The organism is Chloroflexia bacterium SDU3-3 (assembly GCA_009268125.1).
Taxonomy (GTDB): Bacteria; Chloroflexota; Chloroflexia; order Chloroflexales; family Roseiflexaceae; genus SDU3-3.
On sequence record WBOU01000001.1, the window covers coordinates 263,956 to 278,391 of the forward strand.

7 protein-coding genes are annotated in these 14,436 nt (G+C 66.0%); 3 read left to right on the top strand and 4 right to left on the bottom strand.

From position 1 onward, the window contains the following. Nucleotides 1-3: 3 nt before the first annotated feature. Genes F8S13_01230 through F8S13_01240 form a run of 3 tightly spaced genes read right to left on the bottom strand, consistent with a single transcriptional unit; the run spans nt 4 to nt 4,154 of the window. Nucleotides 4-2,652: an FtsX-like permease family protein gene (locus F8S13_01230; GenBank protein ID KAB8145732.1), complete on the bottom strand. Its 2,649-nt coding sequence runs from the start codon at nt 2,650-2,652 to the stop codon at nt 4-6. After that, complete coding sequence (locus F8S13_01235) at nt 2,649-3,332, bottom strand: ABC transporter ATP-binding protein (GenBank protein KAB8145733.1); 684 nt, start codon at nt 3,330-3,332, stop codon at nt 2,649-2,651. The genes F8S13_01230 and F8S13_01235 overlap by 4 nt, the downstream gene beginning before the upstream one ends. A gap of 60 nt (nt 3,333-3,392) precedes the next feature. Then, complete coding sequence (locus tag F8S13_01240) at nt 3,393-4,154, bottom strand: M15 family metallopeptidase (GenBank protein ID KAB8145734.1); 762 nt, start codon at nt 4,152-4,154, stop codon at nt 3,393-3,395. 86 nt (nt 4,155-4,240) lie between these two features. Between F8S13_01240 and F8S13_01245 the strand changes: the two genes are divergently transcribed. Together F8S13_01245 and F8S13_01250 are read left to right on the top strand one after the other, a co-directional pair. After that, nucleotides 4,241-4,927 (top strand): response regulator transcription factor, encoded by a 687-nt coding sequence (locus F8S13_01245; GenBank protein KAB8145735.1) that lies wholly within the window; start codon nt 4,241-4,243, stop codon nt 4,925-4,927. Further along, nucleotides 4,920-6,038, top strand: a complete 1,119-nt coding sequence (locus tag F8S13_01250) for a HAMP domain-containing histidine kinase (GenBank protein ID KAB8145736.1) — start codon at nt 4,920-4,922, stop codon at nt 6,036-6,038. The genes F8S13_01245 and F8S13_01250 overlap by 8 nt, the downstream gene beginning before the upstream one ends. Nucleotides 6,039-6,076: 38 nt before the next feature. Here F8S13_01250 and F8S13_01255 read toward each other — a convergent pair whose 3' ends face one another. Next, a complete protein-coding gene (locus tag F8S13_01255) occupies nt 6,077-8,353 on the bottom strand; it encodes a hypothetical protein (GenBank protein ID KAB8146077.1) in 2,277 nt (758 codons plus the stop codon). A 910-nt stretch (nt 8,354-9,263) separates the two neighbouring features. On the opposite strand from F8S13_01255, the gene F8S13_01260 reads away from it, so the two are divergent. Next, nucleotides 9,264-14,381, top strand: a complete 5,118-nt coding sequence (locus F8S13_01260; protein KAB8145737.1) for a restriction endonuclease — start codon at nt 9,264-9,266, stop codon at nt 14,379-14,381. The last annotated feature ends 55 nt before the right edge of the window (nt 14,382-14,436 follow it).

Consider the following 14,436-nt stretch of genomic DNA (forward strand, 5'->3'; position numbering starts at 1 on the left):
CCGCTAGACATTCTCCTGCTTGATCGCATCCACGATCGTGTCGTTGCGGATCATCGCGCCAGAGATCATCATGGTGGCGAAGACGATCGCCATCGTCCCAACGACGCAGGCCATGATCGCCCCCCAGGGCAGCGTGAACGCAAAGGCGCTGACGCCGTCGAACTGGTAGTAGATCAGCGCGCTCAGGGCGATGCCCAGCGGCAGCCCATAGAGCAGCGCGGTCAGGCCGTAGAACAGGCTCTCGTAGCGCAGCATGCGCCGGAGGCTGCCCGGCGTCAGCCCCGCCGACCGCAGCATGGCGATCTCGCGGCGGCGCAGCTTGATATTGGTGTCCAGCGTGTTGATGATGTTCATCACCCCGATCAGCGTGATCAGCGTCAGGAAGCCGTAGAAGAGCAGGTTGGTCAGCAGCGTGCGCAGGCTCTGGCTGCGGTTGAAGTCCTTCATCGACTGGTACGAGAACTCACCGCCGATGGTGGCCTGGTAGAGCCGCTCAATCGCCACCAGCGCCGCATCCGGGCTATCGCTCTGGATGACCATGTGGCCAAGGTTGATCGGGCCAAGCTCTAGCAGCCGGTCGCGCAGGCCGTCGAAGGTGGCATCCGAGACGATCAGCTCGGGCACCAGCGTCACCCCCATAAAGCCCAGCGGCGTCTCGCGCGTGACCGCACCGATCTTCCAGGTGAGGCTCTCGGGCGAGCCAGCGATGTTGGTGGCGGTGATCGTATCGCCTGGCCGCAGGTTGAACAGGTCGAAATCATACAGCTTGCCGCCCTGGCGCAGGCTGGTGTGGTTGATCAAGATGCCTGTGGGCACCGATGGGTCGGCGTACTGCTGCGGGTCGAGGCCCAGCTGCGCGGCGTAGTGCGCGAACTCATCCGGCCCCACCGCGCTCACCTCTAGCACGAACTTGTAGGTGCCGCCGTCGACGGCCTCGGGCAGGTTTTCAAACGCCAGGCCGTGCAGCTCGCGCAGCGCCTGGTGCGCCGGCTCGGTGATCGTCGCGCGCGCGGGGATGTACTGCTCGTAGGTGGAGCGGCGGTAGGCGGCCCGCTGCACCTCGGGCAGTTGGCCGACCAGCTCGGCAAAGCGGTTGGCGTGGCTCTCGCGATAGTCCAGGTCGATCATCAGGTCGAAGTTCATGGCCTGCACGGCCATGCTGGCGGTGGTGCTGGTGTACAGCATCAGCGAGTTGAACGACACAAACAGGATGATGCTGATCATCAGCGAGAGCAGCGTGGTGAGGTACTTCTTGCGGTCGCGCCGCAGCGACTTGAGCGCCAGCTCGCCCTCGAAGCCGAACACGCGCCGGATCAGCGGGCTGGCGCGCAGGCTGTGCGGGCCAGCATCCTGGATCTCGCCGCTCTGGCGGATAGCGTCGATCGGCGAGACCTGCGCGGCGCGGCGAGCGGGCCACCACGCCGAGAGCAGCGTGGTGACGGCGGCGAAGGCTGCTGTCAGGATAATGACCTGCGGCGAGACCAGCAGCGGTAGCCCCTCCTCGGCATCCAGGATTAGCTCGGCCACCAGGCCCTGGGTGAGCCGCATCAGGATGGCGGCCCCGGCGATCGCACTCAGGATGCCCAGCGGGATGCCAACCGCCGCGATCACCCCGGCCTCGGCCAGCACGATGCGGCGGATCTGCGCCGAGGTGGCACCCACGCTGGCGAACATGCCAAACTGCCTTTTGCGCTCGCCGGTCGAGATAGCGAAGGCGTTGTAGATCACCAGGGCCGAGCCGCCCACAATCAGGGCGATCAGGATGGCCAGGGTGGCCAGGAAGAAGCGCACATACTCGGCGTGGCCGCTGCCACCCAGCCATGGCAGCAGATCCTCGTTGTAGGCGATGCTCTCCCTCAGCGGCTGGCCATCTGGCCCGCTGCGCACCACCAGGCCCACATCCTTGGCTATCTCGGGCGCGCTGGCGTTCACGCCACGCGGGTCGCGGGCCAGGATGGCGATATCCACGCTGTCCGAGGCTGCCAGCTGCGTCGGGTCGAGGTAGGTGAAGGCCGGGAAGGCGGCGGGCATGCTGGTCTCGTCGGCCAGCGGGGCCATCAGGCCCACCACCGTGTAGGTCTTGGCGGCGGCGGTGGTGAAGGTCTCCCCATCGGCCAGCGCCACGTACGCCTCGCCGCCCCAGGCCTTGACCATCGTATCGTAGTCGGGGATATTCCGCTGGCCAAACGAGAGCCGCACGGTCGAGCCAGGCCGCAGCTCTAGGCCGGAGTCCTGGCTCGCCACGGGCGAGATCAGCAGCTCATCATCCTTCTCGGGAAAGCGACCAGCCACCAGCCGGATGGGCTGATGTTTGAACATGAGCGCATCATAGGCGGCAACATAGAGATAGGGGCGCACCGCGCTGTGGCTGCCGTAGCTGGCGCTGCCGAGCGGCCTGCTGAGCATGGCGGCCTGGACAGCGCGGTGCTGGGCGACAGCGCCAGCCTTGGCGGCGGGCACGGCGTAAAACTGGGCGTGCCAGTTGCCCGCCATGAAGATCTCGTGGTCGATCATCACCTGCTGGAAGCTGGCCCCCAGCAGCAGCACCCCGCAGATCAGGGCCGACGACAGCAGCACGCCCAGGATCGTCACCGCCGTGCGCTTCCGGTTCAGGCGCAGGTGCTTGAGGGTGTAGGTCGTCAGGAAGCTCATACGTGCACCGCCTCGTCGCGCACGATCCGCCCGTCGCCAAAGGTGATGATGCGGTCGGCCTGCATGGCGATGTTGCGGTCGTGAGTCACGATGATCAGCGTCTGCTGGTACAGCTGGTTGGAGAGCTTGAGCAGCGCGATGATATCTTTTGAGTTGGCGCTATCCAGGTTACCGGTCGGCTCGTCGGCCAGCACCAGCGCGGGGTTGTTGACCAGCGCGCGCCCGATCGAGACGCGCTGCTGCTGCCCGCCGGAGAGCTGGCTCGGCAGGTGCGTGCGCCGCTCGCCCAGCCCCAGCGTGGCGACGATCTCCTGGAGCCGGGCGGGGTCCAGGCGGCGCTCATCCAGCAGCAGCGGTAGCGCGATGTTCTCCTCGACGTTGAGGATGGGGATCAGGTTGTAGAACTGGTAGATCAGCCCGATCTGGCGGCGGCGAAAGATCGCCAGCTTGGTCTGGTCGAGCGCGCAGATGTCGGTGTCGCCCACCAGCACCTGGCCAGAGCTGGGCGTATCCACCCCGCCCAGGATGTGCAGCAGGGTCGATTTCCCCGACCCCGAGGGGCCGACAATCGCGACAAACTCGCCCTTCGCCACGCTGAAGCTGACATCATCCACGGCCTTAATCTGTGTGCCGCCCTTCCCGTACAGCTTGGAAAGGTTGCGCACCGTGAGAATATCCATGCGTTCCTCCAAAAAGTAGTGTCGCCGCTGACTCGCCTAACAACGATTCACAACTAAGCGCTACTGCATCCGTGGATCGTGCGTGGGGTCGGCATACATGGGCGGGCAGCCCTGCTGGGCCGCCTCGGGGCGCAGCTCGTAGTGCCAGGGCTCGTTGCCATAGATCTGGCACAGGCCGTACGCGCTGCCGTGCTGGGCCAGCCAGTCCATGGCGGCATAGGGGCCAACGTCAACCGCCTGGCCCGCCACGTGCGGCGAGGTGGCGGCAGTGGCAACCCAGCGGGCGGCCTCCTGCTCCGATCCGTACTGCGCCACGGCCTCGCGCAGCAGCTGGCGCTGGTAGGCTGGCGAGCGCCAGCCGCTGGTGATGTGTATCACCAACTCGTCATCTGCGGCATCCGCCGAGGCCTGGCGCAGGGCATCGAGCAGCGCCGGGTCGAGCCGCTCAACCCCGGCCACCTGATCAAAGGCCGTGGTAACATCGGGCAGGATGCCATCGGCCTCGCCAAGCACGCCAGGCAGCTCGCGGGGCGGGATGTCGGCGGGGAGCGCAGGGAGCGCAGGCTCGGCTGCCGCCTGCTGGGGTGGGGCGGGCGTGCTGCGCGGGGCGGCGGTGGGCGTGGCGGGCTCGGCTGCCGCCTGCTGCTGGGGCTGCTGCGAGGGCGGGGCGGGCGTGCTGCGGGGCGGCGCGCTGGGGCGCGGCGAGGAGGCCAGCAGCTGGAAGCCCAGCCCCGCTCCCACCGCAAGAGCGGCGACGAGCAGGGCGACGACAAGGGCTGGCGGAAGACGATGGGCGGTTGGTTTTGATTCGCTGTATCTCATGCCGCCAGTCTAGGCGGCCATATGTTGCCAGCGCGTATGCGATTTTCAATACGCCGACAATATGCCCCAGCTGCTATAATCGGCCCATGCGTGTACTGATTGTTGAAGATGAGCGTTATCTTGCCGAGGCCATCCGCGATGGACTGCGCCTACAGGCCATCGCCGCCGACATCGCCGCCGACGGCGACGCCGCGCTGGGGCTGCTGGGCGTCAACACCTACGATATCGCCGTGCTCGACCGCGACATCCCCGGCCCCTCCGGCGACGAGGTGGCCAGACATATCGTCGCATCCGGCAGCGGCACGCCCATCCTCATGCTCACCGCCGCCGACCGCCTCGACGACAAGGTCAGCGGCTTCGAGCTGGGGGCCGACGACTACCTGACCAAGCCGTTCGAGCTGAAGGAGCTGGTGCTGCGGCTCAGGGCGCTCGACCGCAGGCGCGCCCACCGCAGGCCGCCGGTGCGCGAGATCGCGGGGCTGCGGCTGGATGCGTTCCGCCGCGAGGTCTACCGCGACGGGCGCTACATCGCGCTCACCCGCAAGCAGTTCGCCGTGCTCGAAGTTCTGGTGGCCGCCGAGGGCGGCATCGTCAGCGCCGAGGATCTGCTGGAGCGCGCGTGGGATGAGAACGCCGACCCGTTCACCAACGCCGTGCGCATCACGGTCTCGGGGCTGCGCAAGCGGCTCGGCGAGCCGTGGCTGATCGCCACGGTGCCCGGCGTCGGCTACCGCATCGACACGGCAGCGAGCGAGGGGGGCGATGGTGGATAGAGCACCTGGGCCGAGCGTGCGCCTCAGGCTCACCCTCAGCTACGCCGGGTTCCTGCTGCTGGCGGGGGCCATGCTGCTCGCAGTCGTGTGGGTGTTCCTGCTGCGCTACGTACCCCACGATGCGATCGTCCTCTCCGACCCCAGACAGATCGGCGATGCGACCAGCCCGCCCACCCTCTTCATCCCTGGTCGGTACGACCTCTGGCGCGCGTTTGCCCCAAAGGCGGCCATGGCGCTGCTGGGGCTGCTGGCCTGCGGCCTAGTGGGCGGGTGGGTTCTGGCCGGGCACATGCTCGCCCCGCTGACGCGCATCGCCGAGGCCACCCGCAAGGCCGCTGGCGGGTCGCTCGCCCACCGCATCCGGCTGCCGGGCCGCCGCGACGAGTTCCGCGAGCTGGCCGACGCCTTCGACACCATGCTGGCGCGGCTTGAGGCCCACGTGGCCGAGCAGCAGCGGTTCGCCGCCAACGCATCCCACGAGCTGCGCACGCCGCTCGCGATCACCCAGACCCTGCTAGAGGTGGCCCGCAGCGATCCGGGCCACGACGCCAGCGCGCTGATCGAGCGCCTCGGCGAGGTCAACGCCCGCGCGATCGGCCTCACCGAGGCGCTGCTCCTGCTCAGCCGCGCCGACCAGCGGTCGTTCGCCCGCGAGCGCGTCGACCTGTCGCTGATCGCCGAGCAGGCTAGCGAGACGCTGCTGCCCCTGGCGGAAAAGCGCGGCCTCACCATCGAGACATCCGGCGACATGGCCGCCGCCATCGGCTCGCACGCGCTCCTGCTGCAGCTGGCCACCAACCTCGTGCACAACGCGATCATCCACAACCTGCCCGAGCAGGGCAGCGTGTGGGTCACGACCAGCGTTCAGGGCGCGAGTGTGGCGCTCACCATCGAGAACACCGGCGAGCAGCTCACGCCGCAGCTTGTCGCCACGCTCGCCGAGCCGTTTCGGCGCGGCACCGGGCGCATACGCGGCGACCACGCGGGCGTGGGCCTGGGCCTGGCCATCGTCAAGAGCATCGCCCAAGCCCACGACGGCGCGCTCGACCTCGCACCGCGCGCGGGCGGCGGGCTGCGCGCCACGGTGCGACTGCCCGCGGCGCAAAGCTGATCGATCAGGGCTATGAGGACGGCAGGGCCCATTCAGGCCTAGCGCAGCTTCAGCACACCCAGAATGCTGGAGTAGTCGTCGGTCCACAGCGGCGCGCCGGGGATCTGCAGCCGGTACCAGCGCGGATCATCCGCCAGCGCGCCCAGATCCCCCACGCTGCGGGCCATCACCACCCACTGCGACCCGTGCTTGCCCGCAGCGCTCTCCTCCGCCGACACGGCCAGATCATCCTGGGCCAGCGCAACCAGCCCGGCATCATCCGCCAGAGCCGAGAGCACCGGATGCAGATCGAAAAACTGATTCGAAATGTGGAAAGCCAGCACGCCGCCAGACGCCAGCTTACTCGTATACATGGCCAGGGCCTCGCGCGTGAGCAGGTGGATCGGCACCGAGTCCGAGGTGTAGGCATCCATCACCAACAGATCGTAGGACTGCGGCGAGGCCTCCCCAAGCGTCAGGCGCGCATCGCCCAGCCGCACAGGCGTATCGCCTGCGCAGTCCGCCAGGAAGGTGAAAAACTGCGGGTCGCGCGCTATCCGCTCGACCGCCGCATCGATCTCGTAAAAGGTCCATGCCTGGCCGGGCTGGCGGTAGCAGGCCAGCGACCCCACGCCCAGGCCCACCACCGCCACGCTCCGACGCGTCGGCCCAAGCGTGCCAAACAGCTGCCCGGCAGGCCCGCTGGCGTAGTAGTAGCTCAGCGGCGTGTCGCGCCGCGCGGGGTCCAGGCTCTGGGTGCCGTGGAGCGTGGGGCCATGCGCCAGCTGGTGAAACTGGCCATTCTGGCTCAGCAGCACGCGGTGGGTGCCAAAGAAGGTGCGCTCGACATGCAGCAGCTGGCCCTGCGTGTTCACATACAGCCCCGCTGCCAGCAGGATGGCGGCCACCCCCAGCGCAAAGCGCAGCGGCCTGCGCGAGAGCAGAAAGCACAGCAGCGCTGGCACCCCAAACATCACCCCCACGCCAGCCTGCGTGGCCCCAAATGCCAGCCGCTGGGTGCCCAGCACCAGCACGGCGGTCAGCAGGCCCAGCCCGAGCGGCAGAATCATGTCCCAGGCGCTCACCGCGATTCCATTCAGCCGGAACAGGGGCCGCCCAACCATGGCGAGCCGCTCCCGCCACGGCAGCGCTCGGCGCGGGCTGACCGCTGCAGCCGCCTGCGGCGCAGCGCGTTGCAGGTTCGCATTGAGCATGCAGGCCAGCACCAGCACCAGCGGGTACTCAAGCACTGTGCGGAACACCAGCGGCGCCACCAGCGAGTTGAACACCCCGCCCAGCGCCCCGCCCACCGACATCCACAGGTAGAACTCGGTCAGGTGCCGCGCCTCCGGGCGGTCGAGCGCCATCTGGCCATGGCAGACCATGGCCACCACGAAGAACACCAGCAGGTGCAGCGGCAGCAGCAGCAGCAGCGGTCCGGTGGCCTGCGCGGCCAGCGTAAACACCAGCGGGAGCATGAGGATCGGCAGCGCCCGCGCTATGATCTGGTGCGGGATCGTGCGGCCCCCAAACAGCAGAATAAAGGTCAGCAGATACAGCGCCAGCGGGATCGTCCACAGCAGCGGCACCGGGGCGATATTGGTCGAGAGATAGGCGGTCACGCTCAGCATCAGGCTGGATGGCACGAAGGCCAGCAGCACCCAGCGCGCTCGCCTCAGCATGGTGATCGGCTGGCGGCTGGAGGTATCGCGTTCGGGTGCATCTGCGGGGGGCACCACAACGCCCGCACCGCGCCACACCACCAGCGCGCAGGCCAGCGTCAGCCCGGCCAGCAGCACATAGCCGCCCGCCCAGATCCGGCTCTGATCGCCGAGGCGCAGCGCAGGCTCGATCAGCGTGGGGTAGGCCAGCAGCGCCAGCATGCTGCCCACATTGCTCGCGGCGTAGAGCGGGTACGGGTCGGCGGCGAGCGGGTGGCTGGTGCGCGCGAACCACGCCTGCAGCAGCGGACTGGTGGTGGAGACCACGAAAAATGGCAGGCCCACGGCGACCGCAAGCAGGCCAAGCAGCCACCACACCGGGCTGGTATCGGTGGGCGGCTGCCAACCAGCGGGCACAGCCAGCGGCAGCACGACCAGCGGCAGCAGCAGTAGCGCGCCGTGCAGCAGCACCTGGCTGCGCGCTGCTAGGCGGCGCGTGATCAGGTGCGCGTAGCCGTAGCCAGCCAGCAGCGCGACCTGGTAGAACAGCATAGCCGTATTCCACACCGCCGGCGAGCCGCCCAGCAGCGGCAGCACCATGCGCGCGAACATAGGCTGCACCATGAACAGCAGGGTTGCGCCGAGAAACATGGTGGCAGCGTAGAGCATCAGCACTATTGTCTTCATAGAACTCCATTGGTATACCATATTGCTGTCAATCCAACATAGCAGCACTTGCGGCGCTGGTGCCGCCCATCCACGAGCTGACATACGCGGCCTTGTCGAGCACCCAATTGCAAGCAGTGGCCAGCGCCGCCACGCGACAGCGCATACCTCGCAGATTCGGGCGAGCTGGCCGCTGCGGTGGCAGCGGAATACCGCTGTAGCTACAATCGCCACACCTGCTGAGATCAACTCTTTTCAGACGCATCATGTGCTCGGCGCAGGGGCGATCCTGTCCGCCTATGCTATTGGGCAGGCCAGTGTATCACAAAAAGAGGGCAGAGAGCGCTACATAGCATGCCGCCACAGTGCGCGTGATGGCATAGTGGTGTGATGTCGTGGTGGTTGAAATCTTCTGTGCATCGAGAACCCCCCAGGGACTGCATGAGGCTGCCGGGTCTACGCGTTCTTTCCGATGCCTTTTTGCGCCTTGGTGGCAAATGGCTTTTTCCTTCGCGTCTTCATGGTGAATCAGCCTTTGCGCTCCTTGGTGTCTTGGCGTCTTGGTGGTACAAGATACTGCCAAACGAGAACGTATAGGCCTTACATAAAGCAGTTTGGCACTTCCAAAATGCTTTAGGTTATACTATAATCTGTCGTATGCTGATAGAGCGTGTTACAGACTCCTATGAGCGAACATTTGATCTAGCTCTGGAACGATATTAAATCGGCCTATGAGAGCTATTTCTTGGTCTATACGAACATATATTCGATATTTGTAATAGATAGCTCGCGGTTTATCGACTGATCAAAAATAGCACATATTTCCTAACATATTACTGAAGCCAAAGCATCTTCCCCGGCATACCCAGGTTCCCGCGAGGCCGCGCTGGCCTCACCTTGAACGGTACCGAGGACGCCTATGCCCACCCGCAGCATCCACGCCGAATGGCTCCGGCTTGTCGAGCAGTCTGGCCCATTTCTGCTACCGCCCGCGCTTGATCGCGCCTTCCCGCAGGGCCTCAACGCCACCCCGCCTGATCTGACTGCGGCGCTGCGCCTCGCCTACATCGAGTGGAAGGACGCGACCCAGGGCCTCGCGCCTGACATGGCGATGCACCGCGCCTGGGTGGAGTGGGTGCTGCGCGATGTGCTGGCCATGAACGCCTCGCTCATCCGCCGCGCTGGCGGGGCGGGCGCGTGGCCCGAGGTGGGCGTGCCCGAGCACGGCGAGCTGCTGCAGCCCGACCTAGTGGTCGGCATGGCGGGCGGGGCGGCGCGGCTGCTCATCCAGGTGCTGCCGCCCTGGCAGGATCTGGGCAAGGCCCTGCCCAAGGCCCGCTGGCAGGCATCCCCGGCCAGCCGCATGGAGCATCTGCTGCGCGGCGCGGGCGTGCGCCTGGGCCTGCTCACCAACGGCGAGCACTGGATGCTGGTCAGCGGCCCCGCCGATGCGGCCAGCACCACCGGCTTTGGCTCGTGGTACGCGCGGCTGTGGCTCGATGAGCCCCTGACCTTCCAGGCCTTCCATAGCCTGCTGGGCGCACATCGCCTGTTCGGCGTGGCCGATGAGGACACCCTGGAGGCGCTGCTGCGCGAGAGCGCGGGCCAGCGCCAGGAGGTGGCCGACCAGCTGGGCTACCAGGTGCGCCGCGCGGTGGAGCTGCTGGTGCAGGCCATCGACCTAGCCGACCAGAACGAGCGACGCGCGCTGCTGGCCGACATTGAAAACGAGCAGATCTACCACGCCGCGCTGGCGGTGATGATGCGGCTGGTATTCCTGCTGTTTGCCGAGGAGCAGCGCCTGCTGCTGCTGGGCGACGAGCTGTACGACCGCTCCTACGCGGCGTCGACCCTGCTCGACGCGCTGCGCGAGGAGGCCGACCGCTCCGGCGAGGAGGTGCTGGAGTACCGCTACGACGCCTGGGCGCGGCTGCTGGCGCTGTTCCGCGCGGTGTTCGGCGGCATGCGCCACGACCGCCTGACGATCGCGGCCTACGGCGGCAGCCTGTTCGACCCCGACGCGTACCCGTTCCTCGAAGGCCGCGCCAAGGGGACGACATGGCGCGACACGCCCGCCATCCCCCTGCCGATCAGCAACCGCACCGTGCTGCACCTGCTGGAGGCGCTCCAGATGCTGCGCACATCTCGCGATGGCGGCGTGGCCGAGGCCCAGCGCCTCAGCTTCCGCTCGCTAGACATCGAGCAGATCGGCCACGTCTACGAGGGCCTGCTCGACCACACCGCCGTGCGCGCCACCGATGTGGTGCTGGGCCTGATCGGCACCAGCGAGCGCGAGCCAGAGATCCCGCTGGCCCAGCTTGAGCAGCTGATGCCCAAGCTGGGTGCTGCGCCCACCGGCCAGGGCAGCCCACTCGGTTCCAACGCCATGCACGCATTCGGCGCTGGCTTACGCCTGCCCTTCACCGAGGATCTGATCAGCTTCCTCGGCGAGGAGACCGGGCGCTCGGCCAGCGCGCTGCGCAAGGCCATGAGCAGCCCAAAGGATGACGCCCAACTCGCGTCCCTGCGGTCGATCTGCGGCGACCAGAACCTGTACGATCAGGTGTACCCCTTCGCCAAGCTGGTGCGCAGCGACGACTACGGGCGACCCGTGGTCATCAAAAAAAACCAGATCTACGTCACCTCGGGCACGCAGCGCCGCGAGAGCGGTACCCACTACACGCCCAGATCGCTCACGATCCCAATGGTCGAGCACACGCTGGAGCCGCTGGTCTATGACGGGCCTGCGACAGGCGCGCCGCAGGAAAAATGGAAGCTGCGCCCCGCCAGCGAGCTGCTGCGCCTCACGATCTGCGACCCGGCGATGGGCTCGGGCGCGTTCCTGGTGCAGTCGTGCCGCTATCTGGCCGAGCGGCTGGTGGATGCGTGGGCCGAGGCGGAAAACAAGGTGCAGGAGGATTCTGCACTGCCCGTGGAGAAGCGTGATCAGCCAGACCTCACAGACGTTTCTCTGGACACCATCGCCCCCAATAGCGTTCCCCGCTCGCATGCCCGCCGCCCGCTCATCACGCCCGAGGGCTTCCCAACCGACAACCCCGACGAGGCCATCCCCGCCGACACGCAGGAGCGACTGATCTTGGCGCAGCAGCTGGTGGCCGACCGCTGCCTGTACGGCGTGGACAAGAACCCGCTGGCGGTAGAGATGGCCAAGCTCTCGCTGTGGCTGGTGACGCTCTCCAGCGGGCGACCGTTTGGCTTTCTCGACCACGCGCTGCGCTGCGGCGACTCGCTGCTGGGCATCCGCTCGATTGGCCAGCTGATGGCCTGGGATCTGGGCTACACCGACGGGGCCGACGGCTCGCGCCTGAGCTTCCTGGCCGAGCCGCTGCGCTGGGCCATGGAGCGCGCGCGGTCGCTGCGCCAGCAGATCCGCCGCACGCCCTCGCTGGATGTGCGCGACACCGAGCAGAAGGCCCGCTGGCTGCGCGAGGCCGAGGAGGCCATGGACCTGCTGCGGCTGGCCGCCGACCTGCTGGTGGCCGCGCAGCTCCACAGCGATAAAAAGCAGCGCGACCTGCTGCGCATACACTTTGAGGCCAAGATGATGGGCGTAGCTCAGGCCTGGCAGGGCGCTACCATCGGCGGGGCCGGGGCGCTGCACCTCGATGCGGCGCGCGAGGTGCTAGACGAACTGCGGGAGGAAGCAGAGGATCTGCTCGATGGGCGCAGGCCTTTCCACTGGCCGCTGGAGTTCCCCGAGGTGTTTGCCGATGGCGGAGACGAGGCCGACATCGACCAGATGCTGGCCGCTGTGCGCACGGGCGGCGCGGTGCCCGAGCAGGCCGCCCCCGGCTTTGCGGCGCTGGTGGGCAACCCGCCGTTCATGGGCGGCCAGAAGATCACGGGGGCGCTTGGGACGCCCTACCGCGACTTCTTGGTGAGCTACCTAGCCCACGGCCAGCGCGGCAGCGCCGACATCTGCGCCTACTTCTTCCTGCGCGCCGGGAGCCTGCTGCGCAAGGGCGGGCAGTTCGGCATGCTGGCCACCAACACCATCGCCCAGGGCGACACCCGCGAGGTTGGGCTGGATAAGCTGGTGGCCGATGGCATGATCATCCCGCGCGCGGTGCCCAGCCGCCGCTGGCCGGGCAAGGCGGCGGTGGAGGTGGCGCATATCTGGGTGCGCCACGGCGACTGGCGCGGGGTGTATGTGCTCAACGACCAGCCGACCAGCAGCATCACGCCGTTCCTGACCACCGCCAGCGCGGCCAGCGGCACACCCTTCCGGCTGAAGGCCAACGAAAATAAGTCGTTTATCGGCTCGTATGTGTTGGGCATGGGTTTTGTGCTCGAACCCGACGAGGCGCAGGCCTTGATCGAGCGAGACCCGCGCAATAAGGATGTGCTCTTCCCCTATCTGAACGGCGAGGATCTCAACAGCCGCCCCGACCAGTCGCCCTCACGCTGGGTGATCAACTTCCACGACTGGCCGCTGGAGCGGGCGGAAACATACCCCGATGTGATGAGGATCGTGCGCGAGAAGGTGAAGCCGGAGCGGGATAAGCTAGGCGAAGGCAATCCTACCGCTAAAGACCGATCTAGGCGGTGGTGGCAATTCGCACGTCAGACTATGAACCTCTACGCCACCATCGCGGGCATGGAGCGGGTAATTGTAACAGCTCTTGTTTCAAAATATGTAAATTTCATATTTGAACCTTCTAATATAGTGTTCATGCATAAACTTGCAATTTTCCCACTGAGTAACATCTACTTGAGTATTGTTCAATCCACGATTCATACAGAATGGGCATGGCAACGTAGTTCAACTCTTGGTGGTTCAACCATTAACTATTCCCCCACCGACTGTTTCGAGACCTTCCCTTTCCCCTTTTGCGAGGGCGTGAGCGCAAAAATCGCTGCGCTGGCCACCATTGGCGAGCGCTACCACAGCCACCGCCAGCGCATCATGCGCGAGCGCCAGGAGGGCCTGACCAAAACCTACAACCGCTTCCACGACCAGCGCGAGGCCAGCGCCGACATCGCCGAGCTGCGGCGGCTGCATGTAGAGATGGACCAGGCCGTGGCGGCGGCCTACGGCTGGGGCGATCTGGACCTGGGGCACGGCTTCCATGAGACCAAGCAGGGCCTGCGCTACACCATCGACGAGGCCGCGCGGCGCAGCGTGCTCGACCGGCTGCTGCTGCTCAACCACGAGCGCCACGCCGAGGAGGTCGCGGCGGGCCTGCACGAGAAGAGGCCCGCCAAGAAGCCCACGGGCGCGGCCAAGCGACCCCGCAAGGCTGTAGACAGCGGGCAGCTCGGGCTGGACCTGGGGGAGGATGCTATTGCACCAAGCATACCCACTGCACTGCAACCTCAGCATGCACCAGAAAAGATTATCGATACCGCAACTCTATCCCCTAAACCTATCAATGTACCAGCAAATATGGTCTCTGTCGTACCCAAACCATCGCAGCTCTCACCCCTCAACAAACAAACCATCTTATTTGCACGAATGCTTGAGCTACATCAAGAACATGATCGCGATTATACGCTTGGCCGCATCAAGCTCGAAAAGATCGCTCACCTCGTCGAGGCACACTTTGCCACAGACCTTGGCCGAATGCCCCGCCGAATGGCCGCTGGCCCTGCTGACACTGTACAGCTTAGGAAGGTTCTCACCTATGGAAAAAAGATAGAAGCCTTTCGCGAACATATGTGGTATAGCAAAGATCAACGTAGATTCCGGCTTATACCACAGCCTAATCTCCACCCGATAGCAGGGCGTATGCGCAGTGCCTTTGGCGAGCAAACCGATGCCATCGAAAAGTTCATCATATCGATGGTTGGACTCGACAGCGACCAGGCAGAAATCATAGCGACCCTCTACGCGGCTTGGAATGATCTGCTGGCCGATAGGCAGCAGGTGAGCGAAGAGCTGCTCTTTCAGACTTTCTATGACTGGCATCCGAATAAAGAGAAATATAGTTGGGGGCAACTTCGCATCATGCACCAGCGAATCATCGATGAGCGCATCATCCCAACAGGGCGCGCAAAACGAACCGTGCCCAGGTAGGATGCGCAACGCTCGCCACCCGATCAGCCGCATAGTGCCTATATCGACTCGCCTG